The organism is Sulfitobacter mediterraneus, assembly GCF_003054325.1.
Classification (GTDB): domain Bacteria; phylum Pseudomonadota; class Alphaproteobacteria; order Rhodobacterales; family Rhodobacteraceae; genus Sulfitobacter; species Sulfitobacter mediterraneus.
In genome coordinates, this window is the sequence record NZ_QBKU01000004.1 from 98,365 (window position 1) to 122,149 (window position 23,785).

The window sequence follows — 23,785 nt, forward strand, 5'->3', positions numbered from 1 at the left end:
GGCCGTTTGGGCGCTGCTGAAAGGGCGCGACATGACAAAACACGAGATACTTGAACTGCCCGGCTGCGGCTGTGAAGACGCGCCGCAGACCAAATCATTGCTGCCTGTGTCAGAGGCCTTGCAGCAGATCCGGCAGGCCACGGACCGCATTTTCGAGCTTGAAGAATTGCCAGTTGATGAGACGCTTGGCCGGGTTCTGGGACGGGATGTGCAGGCGCAGATCATGATGCCGCCTTTCGACAATTCGGCCATGGATGGTTACGCCCTGCGCCGGGACGATTGCCCGCAGGAGGGGCCTTTCCGTTTGCCCGTGGTCCAGCGGATCGCGGCGGGGCAGGCGGCACAAGCCCCCCTAGAGCCGGGCACATGTACGCGCATTTTCACGGGCGCACCGATCCCGGCGGGTGCCGATACGGTGGTGATGCAGGAACAAGTGCAGCTGGACGGCGGGATGGCCGTTTTTGACCGCGCACCCAGCGAGGGCCAGAACATTCGCCGCGCCGGAGAGGACGTGGCACTTGGCGATGTGATCGTGCCCGCAGGGCAGGTGATCACCACCCGCGAGCTGGCCGCGATCACTGGCGCGGGGCTGGCCAAGGTGCAGGTGGTTCGCAAGCTGCGTATCGCTGTGATCTGCACGGGGTCAGAGTTGGCCCGCGCCGGAGAGACCCTCGACCCGGGTCAGATCTATGACGTGAACGGGCCAATGTTGAAATCTGCCGTTGCGGCCATTGGTGCGGAACTGGTGCATCAAAGTGAATGCCCTGACACCAAACAAGCGCTGGCGGCCGCCATGGTGGACGCTTCGGAAATTGCCGATCTTGTGATCACCACGGGCGGCGTGTCGGTGGGCGAAGAGGATCATGTGCATGCCGCAATCGTTCAGGCAGGCGGACAACTGAAATTTGCTGGCGTCGCGATCAAGCCGGGCAAGCCGTTGTCTTTCGGGCGCATCGGGCAGGCCTTGTTCCTTGGTCTGCCGGGCAACCCCGTGGCGGCCTTTGTCATTTGGACCTTGTTTGCGAAACCGTTGTGCCATCGTTTGTCTGGCGCGACGGACGGCCTGCGCACGGCCCGATTGGTGCGGGCCGATACGCCGTTGCAGCACAAAATTGGTCGTTGCGAATACCGCCCGGCCACGATTGTTGGCCGGGATGATCAGGGCCGTGAGGTTGTACACTTGGGCCCTCAGGTGCATTCTGCACAACTGGCGCCGCTTGTCGGCTGTGACGGTCTGGTGCGCCTGCCCGGCGACGTGAAAGAGCTGCCTTTGGGCAGCATGTTGGAATTCTTACCATTTGAAGGCTGATGATGATGAACCTTGCCTATACTATCACCGAACACAAAGGCGACCTCGACTTGCTGTTGGCCAGCTTGGCCGACGAACTGGCTGCGAAAGGGATGAAAACCGCCGGGATCGTTCAGATCAATTCTGAGCGCGAAACGTGTCACCCCTGCGATATGGATGTGCAGGTTCTGCCTGATGGTCCGGTGATCCGCATTTCGCAATCGCTGGGGGCTGAGGCCAAGGGATGCCGGTTGGACCCCGCCGCGCTGGAGACCGCTGTAGGCGAAGTGTCGGCGCGATTGGGCGCGGATGTTGATGTGTTGATTATCAACAAGTTCGGCAAGCACGAGGCCTCGGGCCGCGGTATGCGCAGCGTCATTGCAACCGCGCTGGCGCAGGATATTCCGGTCATTGCGGGCGTCAATGCCCTGAACCGAGAGGCGTTTTTGGAGTTCTCCGAAGGTTTGGCGGTGCAGGTTGCGCCAGAGGTGGGCGCATTGGGCGCTTGGCTATCCGGTACCCGCGAAAAGGCCGCTGAAGTCGCCTGAGCGCGGAATATCGGTCACCTTTTCGACGGCCCCGGATTTGTTCCAGATCAAATGCCGGGCCCAATCTCTATGTTAATGTCCCTTTGAGGGCGCATGGAGGAACCGTGATGGCATTGCAGTTTTCAGAGATGACAATCGAGAAATTCGAGGACCGGATGCGCTTGCGCCGCCGGATGCTTCAGTCCACGGGTGCGGCTCTTGGCGAAGGGTCCGCTTGGCCGACCACACAAAAGGATATTCGCGCCAGCGTCCAGAATTGCTGCGCCTGCGACAGCGAGGCCGATTGCCAGGCTTGGCTGGCCCGTCATCCCGTTGCGGATGAGCCGCCAAACTTTTGTAAAAACCATGATGCGATCCTGCGTCAGAAGAAGGTGCTGTGATCCCACCTGTTGTCTCTTTGCGACATGGGGGATGGCAGGCCAACCGAATTTAACTTGATTTTTGAAGTCCTTGACGGGTGAAACGGGTGCAGATTCTTGCGCCAGTTTGCCCGCAATTTGACGTTGTGCAGGCCTGTGCGGCACCCGTCGAAAGCTTCCAGAGGAACAACTGTTTGTGCGCGAATGAGCGGGTAAGTTATTGAATTAAAATCGTTTATCGTCACAAAACTGTAACAAAAAATTTGACCTTCGGGACAAAAAACAATTCGAAAAGAGTTGTCCTTTGCCCGGACTGTCCCTACCAATATGCCATGTTGGTGGCGACCATGTGGGGCTGATGCGCCAACATCCAATGCAAAATCAATTTGCGTCCACGGGAGAGTGACATGAAATCGACTGTATTATTTGCGACCGGCGCTGCGCTGGCGCTGACGACATTTTCGGCGCAGGCAGACACGCTGCGCCTGCTGACATGGGGCGGATATGCGCCCGAAGACGTGGTTGCCAAGTTCGAGGCGGAAACCGGCCACACGGTTGAGGTGACCAAATCCAACAACGAAGAAATGGTTGCCAAGCTGCGTGCAACCAATGGCGGCGGCTTTGATCTGGCCCAGCCGAGCCAAGACCGGATTGCCGGTGCACAGGCAGAATTTGGCATCTACAAGCCACTGGATATGTCCAAGATCGACACCAGCCAGTTCATCCCGTCCATGCTGACCGCGACCAAGGGCAACACCATGGTCGATGGCGAGGTTTATGGCGTGCCGCACGTTTGGGGCACCTCCGGTCTGGTGGTGAACACTGCGATGGCGGGTCAGGTGCAAGACTACATGGACCTGTGTGATCCATCCGTTGCAGGCAAGGTGTCTTACCGTTTGAAGCGTCCAACGCTGATCGGTTTTGCCTTCTCCATGGGCATGGACCCCTTTGCCGCTTATGCGGATGCCGATGCGTATCAAGCGATCCTCGACAAGGTTGAGGCCCAGTTGATCGACTGTAAATCCAACGTCAAAACCTATTGGGGCGGCGGTGACGAGATCAAGAACCTGCTGCGTTCCGGCGAAGTGACCGCGTCAATGGCGTGGGACACAGGCGGATGGCAGTTGAATGATGATAACGCCGACATCACTTTTGTTGCGCCCAAGGCCGGTGCGCTAGGTTGGATCGACACCTTCGCAATGCCCGCACGTGGCCGCGCAGATGATGCCGCCTATGCCTGGATCAACTTTGTGATGCAGCCCGAGATTGCCGCGATGATCACCACAGCGGCGGGCAACTTTACCGCGTCTCAAGGTGGTGATGCCGGTGTGGCAGATGCGCTGAAGGCCAAGTATCAGGCCAGCTTCCCGCAAGAGGCAATCGACAACATCAAATGGTATCCTGCGGTGCCTGCGGGTCTTGAGGCGCTGGAAGGTGCCACATTGGACCGGATCAACGCGGCCAAGTAAGCCAAACTGGCAAAACAATGGTTGGAGCGCGATTTTCGCGCTCCACTTCAATGTGTGAAAGACCCAATTGATGCCTGATAACGCTGATCTTGAATGCCGTGCGATCTCAAAGAGTTTTGATGATTTTCAGGCCGTGAAAGAGGTGAGCTTTGACGTGCCGCCCGGCACGTTCTTTTCCATTCTTGGCCCGTCCGGTTGTGGCAAGACAACGCTGTTGCGGATGATCGCGGGGTTTCAGGCGCCCAGCGGCGGCGATCTGTTGATCAAGGGCAAGAGCATGCTGAACGTGCCGCCAAACAAGCGGCCCGTGTCCATGGTGTTTCAACATCTGGCGCTGTTCCCGATGATGAGCATCGGCGCGAATGTCGGCTTTGGCCTGCGCCAACGCGGCGTGAACAAGGTGGATATCAAGAAACAGGTTGAACGTGTTTTGGAACGCGTCGGCCTTGGCGGCGTGGCGGACAGGCCGGTGGATTCCCTGTCTGGCGGCCAGAAACAGCGTGTGGCGATTGCCCGCTGTATGGTGCTGGAACCCGATGTGCTGCTCTTGGACGAACCATTGGGCGCGTTGGATCTGAAACTGCGCGAGCATATGAAGATTGAGCTGAAAAAGCTGCAATCAGAGTTCAACACAACCTTTGTCTATATCACCCATGACCAATCCGAGGCTCTGGTGATGAGCGACCAGATCGCGGTGATGAACCACGGTGTATTTGAACAGGTCGGCACCGCACGAGAACTCTATTATCACCCCACGACAGCCTTTGTCGCCGGGTTTGTCGGTGAGGCAAACAAGTATCAGGCCAAGGTGCAGGTGGCAGGTGCGGGCAGCTTGCAACTGCTGACCCGTGATGGGGTCGCGTTGCAGGGCGTTGATGCGGGTGAAGGTTTGAAAGAGGGCGACATGACACAGGTGTTTGTCCGCCCCGAAGCGGTGCGTTTGTCGCGCCGCCAAGAGGACATTGGCAATCTGGGCAACACCGGCAACGGCACGGTAGAAAGCGTGTTATTCAACGGTGCCAACAGCCAGCTGATCCTGCGTGACAGCGCCACGGGCAGCGAGATGAGCGTGGCCTTGCCGCAGACCAGCGAGTTCCGTGATCTGTCCAAGGGCGATCCGATCTTTTTCGGGTGGGAGCCTGACCAGACACGTTGTTACAGACAGGCCGCCGGGTGATGGCCTCGGATAAATCCCGCCTTGGGCTGATCCTGCTGATGGCCCCGCTCGCGATCTGGCTGATGACGCTGATTGTATTGCCGCATGTGGGCATGTTTCTGGTGTCTTTGCAGGAAAAGGTCGGTATCCGGCAGTATGAGACCAGCCTTGCCAATTATGCGGTGTTCTTTAACGAGCCACTCTATTGGAACACCTTTGCCCGCACCGCCTATATGTCGATCACCGCAACTGTTTTGACCCTGCTGATCGGTTTTCCGGTGGCCTACTACATTGCCAAACTGACACGGGGCCGGACCAAAACAACGCTGTTTCTGATGTGTTTGATCCCCTTTTGGGTGAGCGAGCTGGTGCGCACGTTCGGCTGGATGATCCTGCTGCGCGAGACCGGAGTTTTGTCGTCATTCCTGCAATATATCGGCGTGTTGGCTGGCCCGGTTGAGTTTCTATATAACGATGCCGCGATCATGACGGGGCTGGTCTATACGTCGATGCTGTTCATGGTGGTGCCTTTGGTGACCACGCTGGACAGCCTCGATGACAGCCTGATCGAGGCCGGCTATGACCTTGGCGGCAGCAGCTTTAGCATCCTGCGCGAGATCGTGATCCCCCATGCCATGCCCGGTATCGTGTCAGGCTGTATCGTGGTTTTCATGTTGTCCCTGGGTAATTATCTGACGCCGATCCTGTTGGGCGGGAAAGACAGCCTTTGGTTCACGGGGCTGATTTATGATCAGTTTATCACCCGCTTTAACTGGGAGCTGGGATCAGCCTTTGGCTTCCTTTTGTTGGGGCTGTCCTCGCTGATTGTGTTCTTGGCATTGAAACTGTCCGGCCAATCGCTGGGCAAGACGATGGGGCGCTGAGATGATCACGGGTATTCCACAATCGTCGGGTTTCAAATGGACTTACCGGGCCTATGTGACGCTGTTCTTTGTCTATCTTGCGCTGCCACTGATCACGGTCTGTGTCTTTGCTTTTAACGACAGCGTCTTTCCCTCGTTGCCATGGGACGGGTTCACATGGGACTGGTTCTTTGGCACCGAAGCGCCGCGTCTGGGTGTGTTTCATGAGCGACCCATTTTGCGGTCCATTGGCACGTCGGCCTTTGTTGCAGTTTGGGTGTCGGGGCTGGCGGTTCTTGTGGGGACCTGCAATGCCTTCTTGTTTGTGCGGCATGATTTTGCGGGCAAGGATTTTCTCTATATCCTGATGCTGCTGCCACTGATCATTCCGGGGATCATTCTCGGGATTTCGATCCTCGTGTTCTCAAGCAGTATCGCCAACACTCTGGAAGAGGCAACGGGCCTGTGGTTTGACGGGCTGCGCCCCGGTTTGATCCTAGTCATCCTCGGGCAGTTTTCCTTTATCACCACCTTTGCAACACTGGTGATCTCTGCCCGGTTGCAGAAATTTGACACATCGCTGGAGGAGGCCGCGCTGAACCTTGGCGCGACCAAATGGGGCGCGATCCGTCAGGTGACGCTGCCGTTCCTGCTGCCTGCGATGATTGCGGCGGCGGTTGTGGCGGTGCTGATGAGCTTTGAAAATTTCAACACAACGCTGATGCTTGTTGGATCGGATGCGCCGCTGACGGTGACGATGTTTGACCGGCTTAAACAGGGGTCAACGCCCGTGCTGAATGCGGTATCGCTGCTGTTGATCGTGGTTTCCGCGATCCTTGGATTGGCGTCCTTATTGTCGCGGCGGTAGGGCTTGCTCTTGCTTTTGGCGGCACAGGGCCACACAACATCGGCAAAGCAAGGAGAGTATGAATATGGAAAACTGGGCAAATGCAGTGGCGGTTGTTACCGGTGGCGCGTCAGGTCTCGGCGCGGCCAGCGCAAAGGGTCTGGCGGATGCTGGCCTGAAGGTCGCGATCTTTGATCTGAACGAAGAGCAGGGGCAGGCCAAAGCTGCCGAGCTGGGCGGGATCTTTCAAAAGGTTGATGTGTCGGATGCGGCCAGCGTCAAGGCGGGCTTTGCCGCTGTGACGGAACAATTGGGCGCGCCGCGTGTGTTGGTCAATTGCGCAGGGATCGGCCCGGCGGCCAAGACCGTGTCGCGCGGCGAGGCCCATGATGCGGGGCTGTTTTCCAAGGTGATCGGCATCAACCTGATCGGATCGTTCCAATGTGCTTCCGAGGCGGCAGCGGGCATGGTCGGGGCCGAACCGATGGCCCCTGACGGCCAGCGCGGTGTGATCATCAACACGGCCTCCGTTGCGGCCTATGAAGGGCAGGTGGGGCAGGTGGCCTATGCCGCCTCCAAGGGCGGTATTGTGGGTATGACCCTGCCAATGGCGCGTGATCTGGCGGACAAGGGCGTGCGGGTTTGCACCATTGCACCGGGCCTGTTCCTGACGCCGCTTCTGGAAGGGTTGCCGCAAGATGTGCAGGATTCACTCGGCGCACAGGTGCCGTTCCCGTCCCGCCTTGGCCAGCCTGCGGAATACGCCAAACTGGTGTGTCACATTCTGGACAACCCGATGCTGAACGGTGAAGTGATCCGCCTTGATGGCGCGATCCGCATGGCACCCCGGTAAACAGCAGGCAAAGGGTGGGCCGGGCTGCTGCCGGGCCTACCGATCAGTCTGCCTTGGCGATCTCGCGGTCGGCCTCTGGCACGTTGAGCGTGGACCATGTGTCGTCCTGAGGCGGTGCGGGGGGCGTGTCGCAAGTACGTTTGTGGATGTTCACCTTGGCGATGAAGTTGGCCGAAATTGGCGCAGTCACAAACAGAAACGCCATGATCAGCAATTCATGCAGTGACCCTTCGGCAAAGACATAGCTGTGGATCATTGAGGCCAACAGCAATGCGCCAATGCCGATGGTTCCAACCTTGGTCGGCGCATGCAGGCGGGTCATGGAATCGTTGAACTTGAGCAGGCCAATGGTCCCGATCAGGGCAAAGGCCGCGCCGATCAACAGGCAAATGCCAACGGCGTATATTCCGATCACTTCAAGTGTCATTCGATGATATCCCCCCGCAGGACGAACCGCGCATAAGCAACGGTTGAGACAAAGCCGAGCATGGCGATGATCAAGGCCACCTCAAAGTAGATCCGGCTGCCTTGGGAAATACCCAGCAGGATGATCAAGCCGATGGCGTTCACCACCATCGTATCCAGCGCCAGTATGCGATCGCCTGTGCTTGGTCCAATGACAAGGCGCACCATCGACAGGACCTGCGACAAGGCCACCAGCACAAAAGCGATGACCAAGGCGGCATCCATGAATTGCATCGCGGTTTCCATCAGAAAATCTCCTTCAGGCGGCGCTCATAGCGGTCTTTGATCTCGTCCCGGACACTGTCAGGATCGTCGGTGTGCAGCACATGGACCAGCAGGCTGTGCCCTTCGTCGGACAGATCAGCGGAGACGGTGCCGGGGGTCAGGGTGATCGTGCCGGCCAGAACCGAGATCGCCTCGGGCTGGCGCAGCTCAAGCGGGATAATGATCCAGGCAGGCCGCAGTTTTGAGTTGGGTTTCGTCAGGACGATCCATGCCACCTGCACATTGGCCACCAGAATGTCCCACAGAACAATGATCAGGTAGGTCGCCATATTGCCAAGGTGAAACCGTACCGGACGGTCCGGCCACCACACAGCAGTCAGACGCGGGATCAGAACACCAAGGATCAGGCCAAAGACGGCCATACCGGCAGAAAACTCATTTTGCAGTAGGATCCAGATCAACGCCAGAAGCAGCGTCAACAACGGATGTGGAAACAGCCAGCGATAGGCGCGCATCAGCATGTTAATGGCCCTCCTTCGGTGTGCTCAACTTGCCCGGTGTGCCCAATACCTTGCTAATGTAGGGCGCTGGATCAAACAGCTGTTTGGCGGTGGCATCGGCATAGCGATAGGCCGGTCCGGCAAAAACCGTGTGCAAGATTAGTAGCGACAGCAGCCCGCCCACTGCGGCATAGGACAGCACGCTTGGGCGCGGGCTGGGCAGTTGACCTTCGTGCTCGGGCAGGGTTTCGGCGCTGGCTTTCCAGAACAGGACGCTGCCCGCGCGGGCAAAACCGACCACGCTGATCAGGCTCGCGGACAGGATGATCGCCCAGGTCCAGACCGCCAATGGCGTGTCAAAGGCGGCATCGAGGATCATCAGCTTGCCAACAAAACCTGACAGAGGCGGCAGGCCCGTCATCGCAATTGCCGCGACAAAGAACAGTGCAGCGGTCAACGCGGCACCCGAGACAGGCGGCGCTGCTGTGAGGTTCAGATGGGCGCGGCCCGCGCGCACCAGATCGCAGATCAGGAACAACGCCGCTGCCGCCAATGTCGAATGCACGATGTAATACAGCGCAGCGGCAATGCCCGCCTGACTGAACAACGAGATGGAGATCATCACCATCCCCATCGACCCGATCACCGCAAAGGCCACCAACCGGTCCAGCTTGCGGGCCGCCAGCACGCCGATCATCCCCAGCGCCAGCGAGACCAGCGCAGCGGGCAACAGCCACAGCCCATGCAGGCCCGCCGTGACATCCAGATCAGGGGCAAAGACCATGGTATAGACCCGGATAATCGCATAGGCGCCAACCTTCGTCATGATCGCAAACAGGGCGGCAACGGGGGCGGGTGCCTCGGCATAGCTTGAAGGGAGCCAGAAGTGCAGCGGCACGACCGCCGCCTTGATCGCGAACACCAGCAGCAACATCACCGAGGCAATGCGGATACCAACGGATTCTGCGGGATCAACCAGCGCAACACGTTGGGCCAGATCGGCCATATTGAGGGTTCCGGTTTCGGCATAAATCGCGCCAAGGGCAAAGAGGAACAGGGTCGAGCCAAGCAGGTTGAACAGCACATATTGCACCCCAGCCCGCAGGCGCAGGTTGCCGCCCCCATGGATCATCAGCCCGTAGGAAGCGATCAGCAACACTTCGAAAAACACAAACAGGTTAAAGACGTCGCCGGTCAGAAAGGCACCCATGATCCCCATCAGCTGAAACTGGAAGAGCGCGTGAAAATGCCACCCGCGTTTGTCCCAGCCTGATCCGATAGCATAGAGGATCACAAACAGTGCCAGTACTGCCGTGAGCAAGATCATCAGTGTCGAAAGCCGGTCGCCGACCAGCACAATGCCAAAGGGCGCGGCCCAATCGCTGAGCTGGTAGAGGATGATCGTCCCGTCTGAGGCCTGCCACGCCAGCCCGGCGGCAATCGCGATCAGCGACAGCACCCCCGCCACAGAAAACACCCGCTGGATGCCAATGTGATAGCGTGCCGCCAGCACGATGAACGGGGCCAGCAGCGCGGGCAGGACAACGGGGGCAATGATCCAATGGGTCATGTCGCGTCCTCCGCTTTGAGGTCCGCTTCGGGCGGGGCTTGATCGTCTACGTGATCGTCATCGGCGCCCAGATACGCCCCCAGCGCAATCATCACCACAACGGCGGTCATCCCAAAGGAGATCACAATCGCGGTGAGGACAAGCGCCTGCGGCAACGGATCGGTATAGCTGGCGGCATCGCCCAGGATTGGCGGTGCGCCAACGGTCAACCGGCCCGAGGCAAACAAAAAGACGTTCACGGCATAGGTCAGCAGGGACATACCGATGATCACAGGAAAGCTGCGCAAACGCAGCACCAGATAGATACCCGCAGCGGTCAGAATGCCGATGGCGGAGGCAACAAGAAGTTCCATGTTATGCTCCTTCTTTCGCGGGGTTGGTGACGTCTGCGGGATCGCGCGAAGGGTCAATATCCATCGGGTGTTCGCTGTCTTGGGCATCGGCGCGCCGTGCCAGTCTTGAGAAGCTTTCCAGCGACAACATGACCGCGCCCACAACGGCTAGGAATACGCCCAGATCGAACAGGGCCGCTGTGGCCAATTCAAATTTCTCAAAGGGCGGAATGCGCACATAGGTGAAATCGGACGTCAGGAACGGCTTGCCGACAAACCACGATCCGATCCCGGTCAGGCCCGCCGTCAGAACGCCCGCGCCAATCACTCCGTGATAGGGATAGCGCAGCCGCGCCGAGGTCCAGGAAAAACCGCTGGCCATATATTGCATCACCACCGCGATGGAGACCACGAGCCCGGCAATAAACCCGCCGCCCGGCTCATTGTGGCCGCGCCAGAAGATGTAGAAGCCCACCATCAGGACCACGGGCATCATCACGCGGGTCAGGACCACCATCATCGTAGGATGCATATCGCCCGCGCGGGGTTGATCCGGTGTGCGGTTCAACAGCCGCGCCCGGACGGGGCCATCCAGCAACGTTTCGGTCAGTGCATAAATCAGCAAGGCGGCAATCCCCAGCACGATAATCTCGCCAAAGGTGTCAAAGCCCCGAAAATCCACCAAGATCACGTTCACCACATTGGTGCCGCCGCCGCCCTTGTAGGAATTGGCGAGGTGATATTCGGAGATCGGCGAGGTGACAGCCTCTCGCAGTAGGAAATGATAAGACATCGCCAGTGTCGCCAGGCCGCCCGCGATGGCCACAAGGGCGTCGCGGGTGCGGCGCAGGACCGTGCTTTCAACCGGGGTGCGGTTGGGCAGGAAATTCAACGCCAGCAACAGCAGGATGATGGAGACAACCTCAACCGTGATCTGGGTCATGGCCAGATCCGGTGCGCTGAAGAACACAAAGCCGACCGAAACCATCAGGCCGACAATGCCGATCAGGATCAGTGCCAGCAGACGATTGCGATGCAGGAACACCAAGCCACCCGTCGCCGCGACCAGCATCACCCAACCGGCAATCTCAACCGCGCCAGCAGGTTGCACGGTACGGGTGGCCGCGCCCAATGTGCCGGTCGACCATGCATGATAGCCCGCGGCGATGACGGTCACGACCATAAGGGCCGCATACCGCGAAAACGCGCCGTTGTGCAGCGGGTGAATGATGCCGCGTGCAAGCGAAACCGCGCTTGCGATGGTTGCGTCAAAGATCGTTTTGGCTTCGGGCCGGGGCGCGGCATCCCACAGGCGCAAGGCCGGGCGGTAAAGCATCAGAAGAATGAGACCACCCAGCACCGCGACAACCGACATATAGAGCGGCGGCGTCAGCCCGTGCCAGATCTTCAGATGCGCCTTGGGCAGGGCAGCAGCATCACCCAGAACGGCAGAGGTCACAAGTTTGACCAGCGGCTCCGCCAGAAACGGTGCTACTCCGATGGCCACGACCAACACCACTAAGATGGCAGGCGGCAGCCACAGGCCAGGGCCGGGATCATGGGGCGCACTGGGATAATCGTCGCGCTTTGGACCAAGGAAAGTATGGCCGATCAGGCGGAAACAATAGGCCGCAGAGAACAGCGATCCAACCGTTGCCAGCGCTGGCACCAGCCATGGTGTGTTGAACAACGCGGTATGCGTCGCCTCTTCCAGCATCATTTCTTTGGACAGGAACCCGTTCAGCAGGGGAATGCCCGCCATCGACAGGGCCGCCAGCGTGGCAATAACAAAGGTCACAGGCATCAAATGGCGCAGCCCGCCCAGCCTGCGAATGTCGCGGGTATGGGTCTCGTGATCAATGATCCCGGCGGACATAAACAGCGCGGCTTTGAACGTGGCGTGGTTGAGAATATGGAACACCGCCGCCATGGCGCCAAAGGCAGTGCCGGTGCCCAAAAGCATGGTGATCAGGCCCAGATGGCTGACCGTGGAAAAGGCCAGCAGCGCCTTCAGATCATGTTTAAAGAGCGCGATCACCGCACCCAGAACCATGGTGATCAGGCCTGCCGTGGTGACGATCAAGAACCACTCTGGCGTGCCCGCGAGCACAGGCCACATCCGGGCCATCAGGAAAATCCCGGCTTTGACCATGGTGGCAGAGTGCAGATAGGCAGAGACCGGCGTGGGCGCGGCCATGGCGTGCGGCAGCCAGAAATGGAACGGAAACTGTGCGGACTTGGTGAAACAGCCAAGCAGGATCAACAACAACGCTGGCAGATACAGCGGCGAGCTTTGGATCAATTCGCGGTTCTGCAAGATCACGCTGAGGTCATAGCTGCCGACAATCTGACCAAGGATCAGCATGCCACCGATCATTGCCAACCCGCCCATTCCAGTTACAGTCAGCGCCATGCGGGCGCCCTGACGCCCTCCGGGCAGATGTTTCCAATAGCCGATCAAAAGGAACGAGGAAAGCGAGGTGAGTTCCCAGAACACCAGCAAAAGCAATATGTTATCGCTTAGAACAATGCCCGCCATCGCGCCTTGGAACAGCAGCAGATAAGTGAAAAACTCACCCATGTTGTCTTCACGCGCCAGATAATACCGCGCATAGGCGATGATCAGCAGACCAATCCCCAGGATCAGGCTGGCAAAGAAAAAGCCGAGCCCGTCCAGCATCAGGTTCACGTTGAGACCCAGCATCGGCAGCCAATTGACGCCGGTGGTCACGACCTCTCCGGCCAGAACGGCAGGCAGGTTGGTCAGCAGACCGATGAGGGCTGCCAAAGTGACGGTAAAGGTGACGCCAGCGCAGGCCTGACGGCCGGCGGAATTCATCAAACCGGGTAACAAGGCCCCCAGAAATGGGAGGGCAACGACAAGGAAGAGGGACACGCGAACTCCTGATCTTGGGGCCTGAAAGATTGCCTTTATCTGGTTCAGTTTAAGGGTTTTCTCAAGGGAAACCGAACAGAATTGTCACAAAACCATCATTTGACCCGTTTGGCGGGTGATCTGCCGCGATCTGTCGCAGGTTTTTTGCCACGCAGGGGTGGGGTGAACCCTTGCCAAAAATGCCGCGCTCTGGCCTTTTGCCGGGAACTTCGGAAGGATCAAACATGCGTGCAATGCAAATCACCGCTTACAACACCCCGCTCAGCTTGCAGGACGTGCCCATGCCCGCGCCAGAGGCAGGTGAGGTGTTGGTCAAGGTTGAGACCTGCGGTTTGAATTTTGCCGATCTGTTGTCGATCAAAGGCACTTATCAGGAAAAGCCCGCGCTGCCCTATGCGCCGGGCATGGAACTGGCCGGTGAGATCACCGCATTGGGCGCGGGGGTGGACCATCTGGCGGTGGGGCAACGGATTGCGGCCTACACCGGGCAGGGGGGGCTGGGGGAATATGTGGCGATCCCCGCCGAGATTTGCGTGCCGATCCCCGATGAGATGAACGCGGTTGATGCGGCGGCTTTCCTCATTGCCTATGGCACCAGCCACGTGGGTCTGGACTACAAGGCGCACCTGAAGCCGGGGGAACGTCTGTTGGTTCTGGGGGCATCGGGCGGCGTTGGTTTGACCGCGGTAGAACTGGGCAAACTGATGGGCGCAGAGGTGATCGCTTGCGCACGCGGCGCAGACAAGCTTGAGATCTGCCGCAAGGCCGGTGCCGACCACCTTATCAACTCAGAAACCGATGACATCCGCGAGATCGTCAAATCGCTGGGCGGTGCGGATGTGGTTTATGACCCTATCGGCGGTGATCAGTTCAAAGCGGCCATGCGGGCCTGCAACCCCGAGGCGCGCATTCTGCCGCTTGGCTTTGCCTCAGGTGAAGTGCCGCAGATCCCGGCAAATATCCTGTTGGTGAAAAATCTCACCGTGCTTGGGCTTTATTGGGGCGGCTATGCGCGGATCAATCCTTCTGTGCTGACGGACAGTTTCAAAACGTTGTTTGATTGGTATGTGGCAGGCAAGGTCAAGCCGCACGTCAGCCATGTGTTGCCGCTTGATCAAGCCAATGAGGCGCTGGAATTGCTGCGCGGTCGCAAGGCGACAGGCAAAGTGGTGGTGCAGGTCGCGTAACGCTTAAAACCGGCCACGCACGCGGCCTTTGACCTGACGCGCCTTTTGCCGTTCGCGCAGGAAAACAAATAGGCCAGATCCGATGATCAAGGCGATGCCGACCCAGACCTCCCATTCTGGCAAGTCGCCAAAGATCACCAGACCCCAGAACACGGCCAAGGGCAGGCCGACATATTCAAACGGGGCGACGGTGGCGGCATCGGCCAGCCTGTAGGCCTGGCTCAGCGCATAGCCGATGATCGCGGCGTTCAGGCCCAGACCGCCAAAAACCAGCCAGTCTTCTTGCGGCGGCCAGACCCAAGCCCGCAGCAGGAACTGTACCGAAGGATTGGCGGTTTCTGCGGCAAAGCGGCCATCCCCTGCCACGATGAAAAAACCGACAGAGACCACGATGAACACTGCTTGAATGTAAACCGACAGCACAGAGGCCTTTGCCTTGACGCCCAGCTTGCGGGTCAAAAGTTGGTTCAGGGCATAAGTCAGCGCGGCGATGATCGGCATCAATAGAACCAACCGTGAGGCCTGCAATGTCTCGGTGCCTGCCCATGGTCGCTGCATGATCACCACGCCGATGAAGCCGACAAACACCGCGGCCATTCGGATCGGGCCAACCTTTTCACCCAACATCGGAATGGAGAGCAGGGTGATGAACAGCGGCGCCGCAAAAAACAGTGCGGTTGCATCGGCCAGTGGCAGGGCGGCCAGCGCAACAAAGAAGGTCATATTGGCCACAACCACCAGCAACCCGCGCAAAATGTGCAAGGCAGGTTGATCGGTTTTCAGCAGATGCCAGCCGCCCTCGATCTTGACGAAAATCAAACTGAACAGGATGCCAATGGCGGATCGGGAAAAGACAATCTGATGCAGGGGATAACCGCCTGACAGCTGTTTGATCAGCATATCATTGACCGAAATCGCCGCGACCCCGCCCAATACAAATGCAATGGCCAGCCCGGCCCGGTTTTGAAATCCCTCAGTCATAGGTTTGACCTATCAGCCCCGTTGCCCCTGTCCAGAGAAATGCGTAGCGTGAGACCAACACCAAAAGGAGCCGCCTCATGCATATGTCCGACACCCGCCAGATCGCCGTCCCTCCGGCCGAGGTTTATGCCGCATTGCTCGACCCCGAAGTGTTGAAGCAATGCGTGCCGGGCGCACAAGAGGTAACCGGTACCGTTGAAGACGGGTTTCAGGCCACCGTTGTGCAAAAGGTCGGCCCGGTGAAGGCGACCTTTAAGGGGGAGGTGACCATTTCGGACATGGTGCCGGGCGAGGCGATGAAAATCGACGGATCGGGCAAAGGCGGCGCGGCAGGGTTTGCCAAGGGCGGCGCGGATGTGCGGCTCGCGGCGAAGGATGGCGGCACCGAGCTGAGCTATGATGTGGACGCCAAGGTGGGCGGCAAGCTGGCGCAGCTTGGCAGCCGGATCATCGACGGTTTTGCCAAAAAGATGGCCGATCAGTTTTTTGACAATCTGCAGACCGCATTGGAAGGCCCGGCAGAAGAGCCCGAGGCGCCAGACGCCGAAGAGGGCGGCAAAAAAGGCTGGTTCGGGCTGAAGAAAAACTAAACGGGTCTGTTCACTTTAATTTATCCGGTCTAGGTTCCCCGCCACAACAAGCGGAGAAGAGCATGCCGGACATTGTCCAGATTAACGAGTTGCGCAAATCCTACAAAGGCGGGTTTCAGGCGCTGAAAGGCATCAACCTTGCCATTCGCAGGGGTGAAATTCTGGCGCTGCTCGGGCCAAATGGCGCGGGTAAAACCACCCTGATTTCAACGATTTGCGGGATCACTACGGCGACGTCGGGAACTGTCACCGTGGACGGGCACGACATTGTTGCCAACTACCGCGCCGCGCGGTCGATCATTGGTCTGGTGCCCCAGGAGATCAACCTGGAACCCTTTGAACGGGTGATCAACACCGTGCGATTCTCGCGTGGCCTTTTTGGCAAACCAAGTGATGATGCGGCCATCGAAAAGGTGCTGCGCCAACTGTCGCTCTGGGACAAGAAAGACAATCAGGTGCGTGAGTTGTCCGGCGGTATGAAGCGCCGTGTTCTGATTGCCAAAGCTTTGGCGCATGATCCGCGGGTGTTGTTTCTGGACGAACCCACTGCTGGTGTTGATGTCGAACTGCGCAAGGACATGTGGGATATCGTGGCCAAGCTTAAGGCCGACGGTGTGACTATCATCCTGACCACCCACTACATCGAAGAGGCCGAAGCGATTGCCGACCGTGTGGGCGTGATCGCCAATGGTGAGCTGATGCTGGTCGAGGATAAGGATACGCTGATGGCGCGGATGGGGCAGAAACAGCTTGATGTGCTGCTAACCGATCCGATCACGGAAATTCCAGCGGCCCTGCAATCAGATGCGCTTGAGCTGTCGGAGGATGGCACAACCTTGATCTACACCTACGACACACGTTCCGAACGCACAGGCATCACCAAGCTGCTGGCAGATGTGGCGGCGGCGGGCCTTGTCCTGCGCGATGTGCAAACCCGGCAATCAAGCCTTGAGGATATCTTTGTCGGTCTGGTCAAGGAGGATGCGGCATGAACTGGACTGCAATCAAATCTATCTACGTCTTTGAAATGTATCGATTTTTCCGCACGATTGCGCAAAGCTTTCTTGCGCCGGTGATCTCGACCTCGCTGTATTTTGTTGTCTTTGGCGGCGCTATCGGCAGCCGCATTCAAGAGGTGGACGGGATCACCTATGCGGCCTTTATCGTGCCGGGACTGATCATGTTGACGGTGATCACACAGTCTATCTCGAACGCCTCTTTTGGGATCTATTTCCCCAAGTTTCTCGGCACGTTCTCTGAAATCCTGTCGGCCCCCATCAGCTTTATCGAGATTGTTCTGGGCTATGTCGGGGCGGCGGCAACCAAGGCGTTGATCATTGGCGCGATCATTTTGGTAACGGCGTTTTTCTTTGTCGATTTCTCCATCCAGAATCCACTCGCGATGATTGCCTTTCTGGTGCTGACCAGCGTGAGCTTTTCGCTGTTTGGCTTTATCCTTGGGGTATGGGCGGGAAATTTTGAACAGTTGCAAATTGTGCCGTTGCTGGTGATCACACCGCTGATTTTTCTGGGCGGGTCGTTTTATTCGATCTCGATGTTGCCGCAGATCTGGCAATCGGTCTCGATGTTCAATCCGGTAGTTTATCTGATCTCGGGGTTCCGCTGGTCCTTTTACGGCAGTGCTGACGTTCCGATCCTGACGTCGCTGGTGGCAATCGGGTTTTTCACAGGCGTTTGTCTGACTGTGATTTGGTGGATATTCCGCACCGGCTGGCGCATCCGTCAATAAACCTTTTGCCAGCCGCCTTGTTTGCGGCGGCTGGCCGCTCTACATGGGTTGTCATGAAACGATGGCTGCCCTTCCTTAAATCCGATCCGACTGTTGCCGTGATCCGCCTCTCTGGCGTGATCGGCACACAGGGGCGCGGGGCGTTGAATGACGCAACCCTTGCCCCTGTCATTGAAAAAGCATTTGCCAAGGGCAAGCCTGACGCGGTTGCGCTTGAGTTGAATTCACCAGGCGGCAGTCCGGTGCAATCGTCACTGATCGGCGCACGCATCCGGCGGCTGGCGGCGGAAAAAGAGATACCTGTGATCGCCTTTGTCGAGGATGTCGCAGCCTCTGGCGGGTATTGGCTCGCTGCGGCAGCAGATGAGATTTATGCCGATCCCAGTTCGGTTGTCGGCTCGATCGGGGTGATCTCTGCCTCCTTTGGTGTGCATGAGTTTATCAAGGAACACGGGGTCGAACGGCGCGTCTATACTGCCGGTAAATCCAAATCCATGCTGGACCCGTTCCGCCCCGAAAACCCCGAGGATGTCGCGCGGCTGAAGACCTTGCTTGAGGATATTCACGCCAATTTCATCGACCACATAAAAGATCGGCGCGGCGACAAGCTGCCTGCGGACCTTGATCTGTTTACCGGTGAGATTTGGCTGGCCCGGCGGGCGCAGGAACTGGGCCTGATAGATGGTATTGGCCATCTGCTGCCGGTTTTGAAGGACCGCTTTGGCGATAAGGTCAAACTGCGCCGCTATGGCGTTCGACGCGGATTGATGTCACGGTTTGGCATGCAGATGGTGCAGGACGCCGTTCACGGCATAGAGGAACGCGCCGCATTTGCGCGGTTTGGACTGTAACGCATGGTTTTCAAAATCGTCCTTCTCTTCCTCGTCTTTATGGGCGTGCTGGCATGGTTCGGCAAAATGCACTGGATCGGCGGCAAGCGGTTTTCGCAGACCAAATGCCGGTCTTGCGGGCGCTATCGCATCGGCAAAGGCCCCTGTAGCTGCGGAGGAAAAAGCTGATGGTGATGCCATGGCTGCTGTCGGGTTTGGGGTTGTTGATCCTGCTGCTTGCGGGTGACGCGCTGGTCAAAGGGGCGGTGAACCTGTCGCTGCGGCTGGGTGTCCCAGCCTTGATTGTCAGTCTGACGATTGTGGCTTTTGGCACCTCCGCGCCTGAGCTGTTGATTTCGATCAAAGCCATTCTGGACGATGCCCCCGGTATTGCGCTGGGCAATGTGGTGGGGTCGAACACCGCCAATATTCTATTGGTTTTGGGTATTCCGGCGCTTTTGGCGACGATGCACACATCCGAATGCCGCACCCGCAAGACCTACAATTTCATGATCGCAGCTTCGATCCTGTTTATCGCACTGGCGTTTCGCGGTGTGTTTGACTGGTTGGCCGGTTTGGTGCTGCTCGGCGGGTTGGCCTATGTGCTGGCCGATGCGTTCCGTGATGCCAAAGCGCACCGCAATGCCTGCAAAGGTGAACCGGACGAGGATGAAGAACCCGAAGGCGCAGATCCGGATATGCCGGGATGGCAGATCGTGGTTTTTCTGGTGCTCGGGCTGATCGGGTTACCGGTTGGTGCGGGGCTCTTGGTGGACAACGCCACCGTGATTGCACAGGCCTACGGCGTGAGCGACACGGTCATTGGCCTCACGCTTGTTGCAATCGGGACATCCTTGCCGGAACTGGCGACAACAGTGATGGCTGCGCTGCGCCGTCAGGCCGATGTGGCATTGGGTAATGTCATCGGGTCGAACATGTTCAATCTTCTGGCCATTATCGGGATTGCCTCGCTGGTCGGGCCAATCTCGGTTGATCCTGAGTTCTTGCGGTTTGATCTGTGGGTGATGCTGGGCGCATCGTTGCTGCTGATCCCGTTTGTATATTTGAAAATGGACATCACCCGTCTGTGGGGAATTGCCCTAAGCGCCCTATATGCCCTCTATCTGATTGTTGTTTTGATCTGAGGAGGCCGCCATGAAAGGCGCATTGGTAACAGGGGCAGGGCATCGTTTGGGCCGCGCTATGGCGCTTGAGCTTGCAGCGCAGGGCTTTGACGTGGCGGTGCACTATGCCAGCTCTGCGGATGGGGCCGATGAAACCGTTCGGCTGATTGAGGCCGCAGGTGGCCGCGCCGTGGCGCTGCAGGCGGATTTGTTGGACGAGGACCAGATGCAGTCGCTTTTCCCTCGGGCGGTTGAGGCGCTGGGTGGGCCAATCACCTGTCTGGTCAACAACGCGTCGATCTTTGAATATGACACCGTGCAATCCGCGACGCTTGAAAGCTGGGACCGGCATTTGGGCAGCAATCTGCGGGCACCATTTGTGCTGACACAGGCCATGGCCGCGCAGAAGCTTGCGCCGGAGCTTGATGAGAATGGTGAGCCGCAGGCCACCGGCCTGATCGTCAATATGGTGGATCAACGGGTGCGCAAGCTGACGCCTGAGTTCATGACCTATACGCTGGCCAAGATGGGCCTCTGGGCGATGACCCAAACCACCGCGCAGGCGCTTGCCCCCGCGATCCGGGTGAATGCGATCGGGCCGGGGCCTACCTTGCAAGGCAGCCGCCAAAGCGACGCGCATTTCGCGGCGCAGCGGCGCAATACGGTTTTGCAGCGCGGTGCGGATGCCAAGGGAATCACCTCGGCGCTCAGCTACTTTTTGAACGAGCCTGCGGTCACCGGTCAGCTGCTTTGTGTGGATGGCGGGCAGCATCTGGGCTGGAAAACACCGGATGTTCTTGGGGTCGAGTAACCAACGCGGCGGGAAAGTTCTGCACCGGACACGCAAAGATTGCAGTTTTGTTGCGAAAATCAAGCGATTTCAATAATTTGGACGAATGATCAAAAAAATATCCTTTAATTGCAGTGCCTTAACATAGTGCCTAATTCTTAGGCAAATCGACGAACCCTGCCGAAAACAAAGAGAAAACTGCGTTGATCAGAAGTTATCATCAGACTTATCCACAAGTTCCGTGGGTATGTTCACACTTGTTAACTGCGGCTTCCTGTTGCAGCAAAGGCTAAGAATCAGGCGGAGCCAATGAACAGCGAATCGGACATTCCAAAAACTGGAAATGAGGTTATTCAGGGGTACCTCAAGACCATTGATGCATCGCCCGGTGTTTACCGGATGCTCGATAGCGAAAGCCGTGTTCTTTATGTTGGTAAGGCTCGCAATTTGCGGGCGCGGGTCAGCAGCTATGCCCGCCCCACTGGCCATTCAGGGCGCATTTCGCGAATGATCGCCAACACTGCGTCGATGATGTTTCTGACCACCAAGACAGAGACAGAAGCGCTGCTGCTTGAGCAGAACCTGATCAAACAGCTCAAGCCGAAGTTCAACGTGCTGCTGCGCGACGACAAAAGCTTTCCCAATATTCTGGTGACGGCAGATCACGATTATCCGCAGATTAAGAAACATCGCGGCGCAAAAAAGGAAAAAGGCAGCTATTATGGCCCCTTCGCCAGCGCCGGTGCGGTCAACAGGACGTTGAACCAATTGCAGCGGGTGTTCTTGCTGCGCGATTGTTCCAACGCCATGTTCGAAAGCCGGACACGCCCCTGTCTGCAACATCAGATCAAACGGTGTTCGGCCCCTTGCGTGGGCAAGGTCAGTCCCGAGGAATACCGCCAGACAGTGCGGGATGCGGAAAAGTTCCTGTCGGGCAAAACCACCGATATTCAGGCCCGTCTGGCCAGTGAGATGTCCGCCGCCTCCGAAGAGATGGAGTTTGAACGGGCGGCTGCCTTGCGGGACCGGATCAAAGCTCTGACGCAGGTGCAGACCGCACAGGGCATCAACCCAAAAGGCGTGTCTGAGGCCGATATCATCGCGCTGCATATGGACAGTGGTCAGGCCTGTGTGCAGGTGTTTTTCATCCGCGCCAATCAAAACTGGGGAAACCGCGACTATTATCCACGCGTTGGTGCCGATGTGGATGCGGCCGAGGTGCTTGAGGCCTTTATTGGCCAGTTCTACGACACCCGCGAGCCGCCGCGCCAATTGATCCTCAGCAACGAGATTGAAAGCCCCGATCTGATGGCGGACGCTTTGACTGGTAAGCTGGGCCGTAAAGTTGAACTGATCGTGCCGAAACGCGGTGAAAAGGCCGATCTGGTCGATGGCGCCCTGCGCAACGCAAGGGAATCTCTGGCCCGCAAGATGGCGGAAACCGCTACGCAGACGAAACTGCTTCAGGGGTTGATGGATGCCTTTGATCTGCCCGAACCACCGCAGCGGATCGAGGTCTACGACAACTCGCATATTCAAGGGACCAATGCGGTTGGCGGGATGATCGTGTCCGGGCCGGACGGGTTTATGAAAAACCAATACCGCAAGTTCAACATTCGAGGTGACGATCTGACCCCCGGCGATGACTTTGGCATGATGAAAGAGGTGCTAACCCGCCGGTTCAAACGGCTGATCAAAGAAGATCCCGATCGCAGTCAGGGCATGTGGCCGGATCTGCTTTTGATTGATGGTGGGGCAGGGCAGGTCAGCGCAGTTGCCTCGATCATGCGCGAATACGGGGTTGAGGACATTCCGATGGTCGGCGTGGCCAAAGGTGTGGACCGCGATGCCGGCAAGGAAGAATTCCACCGTGTCGGCAAACGCCCGATGGCCCTACGCCACAATGATCCGGTGCTGTACTTTGTGCAGCGCATGCGCGATGAGGCCCACCGTTTTGCCATTGGCACGCACCGCGCCAAACGGGCCAAGGCCGTGGGCGCAACCCCGTTGGATGATGTGCCCGGTGTGGGTGCGGCCCGCAAGCGGGCGCTGCTTGCGCATTTCGGCTCGGCCAAGGCGGTTGGCCGCGCGGCACTCAGCGATCTGAAGGCTGTTGATGGTGTTTCAGATGCCTTGGCCGAAACGATTTACGCTTTTTTCCATGAGCGCGGGTAGTGGCCTGGTGCCCTTGGCTGCCTTTGGGGCAATCTTGATGCTTTTACGTCCTGAAAGGTCACTGTAGGGTGCCGACATGAAGTGGAATCTGCCCAATATCCTGACTGTCCTGCGTTTGGTCGCTGCGCCCGGCGTGGCGGTGATGTTTTTGTATTTCACCCGGCCTTATGCGGATTGGTTTGCGCTGATCCTGTTCCTGTCTGCGGCGATCACCGATTGGTTTGACGGCTATCTGGCACGGGCGTGGAAACAGGAAACCAAGCTGGGTGCGATGCTGGACCCGATTGCCGACAAGGCGATGGTGGTGATTGCGCTCATGGTGATCATCGCATTTTCAAGCTGGTCGCCTTGGCTGATCCTGCCGTCCACCGTGATCTTGTTCCGCGAGGTGTTCGTCTCGGGGCTGCGCGAGTTCCTTGGCGATGTGGCGGGGACGCTGAAGGTCACGCAACTGGCCAAATGGAAAACCACCTTTCAGATGACCGCGATCACGGTCCTTTTCGCTCAGGGCGTTTTTGAACATTACCTCGGCATGTCGGTCTTTGGCATGGACGAGGCGATGATTGATGCGGTTCTGAACGGCGAGGAAGAGGACGTGCTTGGCTTGCGTTGGAAGCTGGAAGGCATGGAATGGGCTGGATGGCTTGGCCTGTGGTTGTTGTGGATCGCGGCCGCACTGACGGCGGTCACCGGTTTTGATTACCTGCGCAAGGCGCTGCCACATCTTCGGGAGGGACAATGATAGACGTTCTGTATTTTGCATGGGTCCGTGAACGCATTGGCCTGCCGCGCGAGAAGATCGAAACCGAGGCCAAGACAGTTGCGGATCTGGTTGCCGAATTGCGGGCCCGCGAAGATCGCTATGATCTGGCGTTTTCCGATCTGACCGCGCTGCGCGTTGCAGTCGATCAGACCCTTACAGATTTTGACGCGTCGCTGGACGGCGCACGCGAAGTGGCATTCTTCCCGCCAATGACGGGTGGCTAG

The 23,785-nt window shown here is 58.1% G+C and carries 25 protein-coding genes; 18 read left to right on the forward strand and 7 right to left on the reverse strand.

Translation table 11 applies throughout. The features are described 5' to 3' along the window. Window positions 1-31 precede the first annotated feature (31 nt). The 8 genes from C8N31_RS07750 (at window position 32) to C8N31_RS07785 (ending at window position 7,383) form a co-directional block, all read left to right on the forward strand. Window positions 32-1,309: a molybdopterin molybdotransferase MoeA gene (locus C8N31_RS07750; RefSeq protein ID WP_170116156.1), complete on the forward strand. Its 1,278-nt coding sequence runs from the start codon at window positions 32-34 to the stop codon at window positions 1,307-1,309. 5 nt (window positions 1,310-1,314) lie between these two features. Next, window positions 1,315-1,836: a DUF2478 domain-containing protein gene (locus tag C8N31_RS07755; protein ID WP_025047998.1), complete on the forward strand. Its 522-nt coding sequence runs from the start codon at window positions 1,315-1,317 to the stop codon at window positions 1,834-1,836. A gap of 107 nt (window positions 1,837-1,943) precedes the next feature. Then, window positions 1,944-2,216: a DUF6455 family protein gene (locus C8N31_RS07760; protein WP_025047997.1), complete on the forward strand. Its 273-nt coding sequence runs from the start codon at window positions 1,944-1,946 to the stop codon at window positions 2,214-2,216. 386 nt (window positions 2,217-2,602) lie between these two features. After that, window positions 2,603-3,664: an extracellular solute-binding protein gene (locus C8N31_RS07765; RefSeq protein ID WP_025047996.1), complete on the forward strand. Its 1,062-nt coding sequence runs from the start codon at window positions 2,603-2,605 to the stop codon at window positions 3,662-3,664. 70 nt (window positions 3,665-3,734) lie between these two features. Next, window positions 3,735-4,841 carry an ABC transporter ATP-binding protein gene (locus tag C8N31_RS07770; protein WP_025047995.1) on the forward strand — a complete coding sequence of 369 codons (1,107 nt, stop codon included), beginning with the start codon at window positions 3,735-3,737 and terminating at the stop codon, window positions 4,839-4,841. Then, window positions 4,841-5,704, forward strand: a complete 864-nt coding sequence (locus C8N31_RS07775; RefSeq protein ID WP_025047994.1) for an ABC transporter permease — start codon at window positions 4,841-4,843, stop codon at window positions 5,702-5,704. Before C8N31_RS07770 ends, C8N31_RS07775 begins: the two co-directional genes overlap by 1 nt. Window position 5,705: 1 nt before the next feature. Continuing rightward, entirely contained in the window at window positions 5,706-6,551 is an 846-nt protein-coding gene (locus C8N31_RS07780) for an ABC transporter permease (RefSeq protein WP_025047993.1), read from the forward strand. A gap of 64 nt (window positions 6,552-6,615) precedes the next feature. Further along, window positions 6,616-7,383: an SDR family NAD(P)-dependent oxidoreductase gene (locus C8N31_RS07785; protein WP_025047992.1), complete on the forward strand. Its 768-nt coding sequence runs from the start codon at window positions 6,616-6,618 to the stop codon at window positions 7,381-7,383. A 43-nt stretch (window positions 7,384-7,426) separates the two neighbouring features. Here the strand turns inward: C8N31_RS07785 and C8N31_RS07790 are convergent, their stop codons facing one another. Genes C8N31_RS07790 through C8N31_RS07815 form a run of 6 tightly spaced genes read right to left on the reverse strand, consistent with a single transcriptional unit; the run spans window position 7,427 to window position 13,371 of the window. Then, window positions 7,427-7,810, reverse strand: coding sequence for a Na+/H+ antiporter subunit G (locus tag C8N31_RS07790; protein WP_025047991.1), 384 nt, complete (start codon window positions 7,808-7,810; stop codon window positions 7,427-7,429). Beyond that, a complete protein-coding gene (locus C8N31_RS07795) occupies window positions 7,807-8,094 on the reverse strand; it encodes a K+/H+ antiporter subunit F (protein WP_025047990.1) in 288 nt (95 codons plus the stop codon). Before C8N31_RS07795 ends, C8N31_RS07790 begins: the two co-directional genes overlap by 4 nt. Continuing rightward, window positions 8,094-8,591 (reverse strand): Na+/H+ antiporter subunit E, encoded by a 498-nt coding sequence (locus C8N31_RS07800; RefSeq protein ID WP_025047989.1) that lies wholly within the window; start codon window positions 8,589-8,591, stop codon window positions 8,094-8,096. Before C8N31_RS07800 ends, C8N31_RS07795 begins: the two co-directional genes overlap by 1 nt. A 4-nt stretch (window positions 8,592-8,595) precedes the next feature. Next, window positions 8,596-10,143 carry a monovalent cation/H+ antiporter subunit D gene (locus C8N31_RS07805; RefSeq protein ID WP_025047988.1) on the reverse strand — a complete coding sequence of 516 codons (1,548 nt, stop codon included), beginning with the start codon at window positions 10,141-10,143 and terminating at the stop codon, window positions 8,596-8,598. After that, on the reverse strand, window positions 10,140-10,496 hold the full coding sequence (locus C8N31_RS07810) for a Na+/H+ antiporter subunit C (RefSeq protein WP_025047987.1): 357 nt from the start codon (window positions 10,494-10,496) through the stop codon (window positions 10,140-10,142). Before C8N31_RS07810 ends, C8N31_RS07805 begins: the two co-directional genes overlap by 4 nt. Before the next feature lies 1 nt (window position 10,497). Beyond that, window positions 10,498-13,371 carry a monovalent cation/H+ antiporter subunit A gene (locus C8N31_RS07815; protein WP_025047986.1) on the reverse strand — a complete coding sequence of 958 codons (2,874 nt, stop codon included), beginning with the start codon at window positions 13,369-13,371 and terminating at the stop codon, window positions 10,498-10,500. 224 nt (window positions 13,372-13,595) lie between these two features. Here C8N31_RS07815 and C8N31_RS07820 point away from each other — a divergent pair, with 224 nt between their 5' ends. After that, the gene (locus C8N31_RS07820; protein WP_025047985.1) at window positions 13,596-14,558 is read left to right on the forward strand and encodes an NADPH:quinone oxidoreductase family protein; all 963 of its coding nucleotides are present in this window, start codon (window positions 13,596-13,598) and stop codon (window positions 14,556-14,558) included. A gap of 3 nt (window positions 14,559-14,561) precedes the next feature. Here C8N31_RS07820 and C8N31_RS07825 read toward each other — a convergent pair whose 3' ends face one another. Continuing rightward, window positions 14,562-15,539, reverse strand: a complete 978-nt coding sequence (locus tag C8N31_RS07825) for a DMT family transporter (protein ID WP_025047984.1) — start codon at window positions 15,537-15,539, stop codon at window positions 14,562-14,564. Window positions 15,540-15,616: 77 nt separating this feature from the next. Between C8N31_RS07825 and C8N31_RS07830 the strand changes: the two genes are divergently transcribed. The 9 genes from C8N31_RS07830 to moaD all read left to right on the forward strand — a co-directional run bounded on the left by C8N31_RS07830 (window position 15,617) and on the right by moaD (window position 23,785). Continuing rightward, window positions 15,617-16,129, forward strand: coding sequence for an SRPBCC family protein (locus tag C8N31_RS07830; RefSeq protein WP_025047983.1), 513 nt, complete (start codon window positions 15,617-15,619; stop codon window positions 16,127-16,129). A gap of 62 nt (window positions 16,130-16,191) precedes the next feature. Then, window positions 16,192-17,121 (forward strand): ABC transporter ATP-binding protein, encoded by a 930-nt coding sequence (locus C8N31_RS07835; RefSeq protein WP_025047982.1) that lies wholly within the window; start codon window positions 16,192-16,194, stop codon window positions 17,119-17,121. Next, window positions 17,118-17,879 carry an ABC transporter permease gene (locus C8N31_RS07840; RefSeq protein WP_025047981.1) on the forward strand — a complete coding sequence of 254 codons (762 nt, stop codon included), beginning with the start codon at window positions 17,118-17,120 and terminating at the stop codon, window positions 17,877-17,879. Before C8N31_RS07835 ends, C8N31_RS07840 begins: the two co-directional genes overlap by 4 nt. A gap of 53 nt (window positions 17,880-17,932) precedes the next feature. Then, the gene (locus C8N31_RS07845) at window positions 17,933-18,730 is read left to right on the forward strand and encodes a S49 family peptidase (RefSeq protein ID WP_025047980.1); all 798 of its coding nucleotides are present in this window, start codon (window positions 17,933-17,935) and stop codon (window positions 18,728-18,730) included. Between the two features lie 167 nt (window positions 18,731-18,897). Continuing rightward, on the forward strand, window positions 18,898-19,854 hold the full coding sequence (locus C8N31_RS07850; protein ID WP_231476777.1) for a calcium/sodium antiporter: 957 nt from the start codon (window positions 18,898-18,900) through the stop codon (window positions 19,852-19,854). A 10-nt stretch (window positions 19,855-19,864) separates the two neighbouring features. Then, window positions 19,865-20,644, forward strand: coding sequence for an SDR family oxidoreductase (locus C8N31_RS07855; protein WP_025047977.1), 780 nt, complete (start codon window positions 19,865-19,867; stop codon window positions 20,642-20,644). A gap of 288 nt (window positions 20,645-20,932) precedes the next feature. Beyond that, window positions 20,933-22,798, forward strand: coding sequence for an excinuclease ABC subunit UvrC (gene uvrC, locus C8N31_RS07860; RefSeq protein WP_025047976.1), 1,866 nt, complete (start codon window positions 20,933-20,935; stop codon window positions 22,796-22,798). Window positions 22,799-22,874: 76 nt separating this feature from the next. Beyond that, complete coding sequence (pgsA, locus tag C8N31_RS07865) at window positions 22,875-23,540, forward strand: CDP-diacylglycerol--glycerol-3-phosphate 3-phosphatidyltransferase (protein ID WP_025047975.1); 666 nt, start codon at window positions 22,875-22,877, stop codon at window positions 23,538-23,540. Next, window positions 23,537-23,785, forward strand: a complete 249-nt coding sequence (gene moaD / locus C8N31_RS07870; RefSeq protein WP_025047974.1) for a molybdopterin converting factor subunit 1 — start codon at window positions 23,537-23,539, stop codon at window positions 23,783-23,785. The genes pgsA and moaD overlap by 4 nt, the downstream gene beginning before the upstream one ends.

Coding starts and splice junctions, on each gene's coding strand:
- C8N31_RS07750 (WP_170116156.1), top strand. CDS start 32: ATGACAAAACACGAGATACTTGAACTGCCCGGCTGCGGCTGTGAAGAC.
- C8N31_RS07755 (WP_025047998.1), top strand. CDS start 1,315: ATGAACCTTGCCTATACTATCACCGAACACAAAGGCGACCTCGACTTG.
- C8N31_RS07760 (WP_025047997.1), top strand. CDS start 1,944: ATGGCATTGCAGTTTTCAGAGATGACAATCGAGAAATTCGAGGACCGG.
- C8N31_RS07765 (WP_025047996.1), top strand. CDS start 2,603: ATGAAATCGACTGTATTATTTGCGACCGGCGCTGCGCTGGCGCTGACG.
- C8N31_RS07770 (WP_025047995.1), top strand. CDS start 3,735: ATGCCTGATAACGCTGATCTTGAATGCCGTGCGATCTCAAAGAGTTTT.
- C8N31_RS07775 (WP_025047994.1), top strand. CDS start 4,841: ATGGCCTCGGATAAATCCCGCCTTGGGCTGATCCTGCTGATGGCCCCG.
- C8N31_RS07780 (WP_025047993.1), top strand. CDS start 5,706: ATGATCACGGGTATTCCACAATCGTCGGGTTTCAAATGGACTTACCGG.
- C8N31_RS07785 (WP_025047992.1), top strand. CDS start 6,616: ATGGAAAACTGGGCAAATGCAGTGGCGGTTGTTACCGGTGGCGCGTCA.
- C8N31_RS07790 (WP_025047991.1), bottom strand. CDS start 7,810: ATGACACTTGAAGTGATCGGAATATACGCCGTTGGCATTTGCCTGTTG.
- C8N31_RS07795 (WP_025047990.1), bottom strand. CDS start 8,094: ATGGAAACCGCGATGCAATTCATGGATGCCGCCTTGGTCATCGCTTTT.
- C8N31_RS07805 (WP_025047988.1), bottom strand. CDS start 10,143: ATGACCCATTGGATCATTGCCCCCGTTGTCCTGCCCGCGCTGCTGGCC.
- C8N31_RS07810 (WP_025047987.1), bottom strand. CDS start 10,496: ATGGAACTTCTTGTTGCCTCCGCCATCGGCATTCTGACCGCTGCGGGT.
- C8N31_RS07820 (WP_025047985.1), top strand. CDS start 13,596: ATGCGTGCAATGCAAATCACCGCTTACAACACCCCGCTCAGCTTGCAG.
- C8N31_RS07825 (WP_025047984.1), bottom strand. CDS start 15,539: ATGACTGAGGGATTTCAAAACCGGGCCGGGCTGGCCATTGCATTTGTA.
- C8N31_RS07830 (WP_025047983.1), top strand. CDS start 15,617: ATGCATATGTCCGACACCCGCCAGATCGCCGTCCCTCCGGCCGAGGTT.
- C8N31_RS07835 (WP_025047982.1), top strand. CDS start 16,192: ATGCCGGACATTGTCCAGATTAACGAGTTGCGCAAATCCTACAAAGGC.
- C8N31_RS07840 (WP_025047981.1), top strand. CDS start 17,118: ATGAACTGGACTGCAATCAAATCTATCTACGTCTTTGAAATGTATCGA.
- C8N31_RS07845 (WP_025047980.1), top strand. CDS start 17,933: ATGAAACGATGGCTGCCCTTCCTTAAATCCGATCCGACTGTTGCCGTG.
- C8N31_RS07850 (WP_231476777.1), top strand. CDS start 18,898: ATGGTGATGCCATGGCTGCTGTCGGGTTTGGGGTTGTTGATCCTGCTG.
- C8N31_RS07855 (WP_025047977.1), top strand. CDS start 19,865: ATGAAAGGCGCATTGGTAACAGGGGCAGGGCATCGTTTGGGCCGCGCT.
- uvrC (WP_025047976.1), top strand. CDS start 20,933: ATGAACAGCGAATCGGACATTCCAAAAACTGGAAATGAGGTTATTCAG.
- pgsA (WP_025047975.1), top strand. CDS start 22,875: ATGAAGTGGAATCTGCCCAATATCCTGACTGTCCTGCGTTTGGTCGCT.
- moaD (WP_025047974.1), top strand. CDS start 23,537: ATGATAGACGTTCTGTATTTTGCATGGGTCCGTGAACGCATTGGCCTG.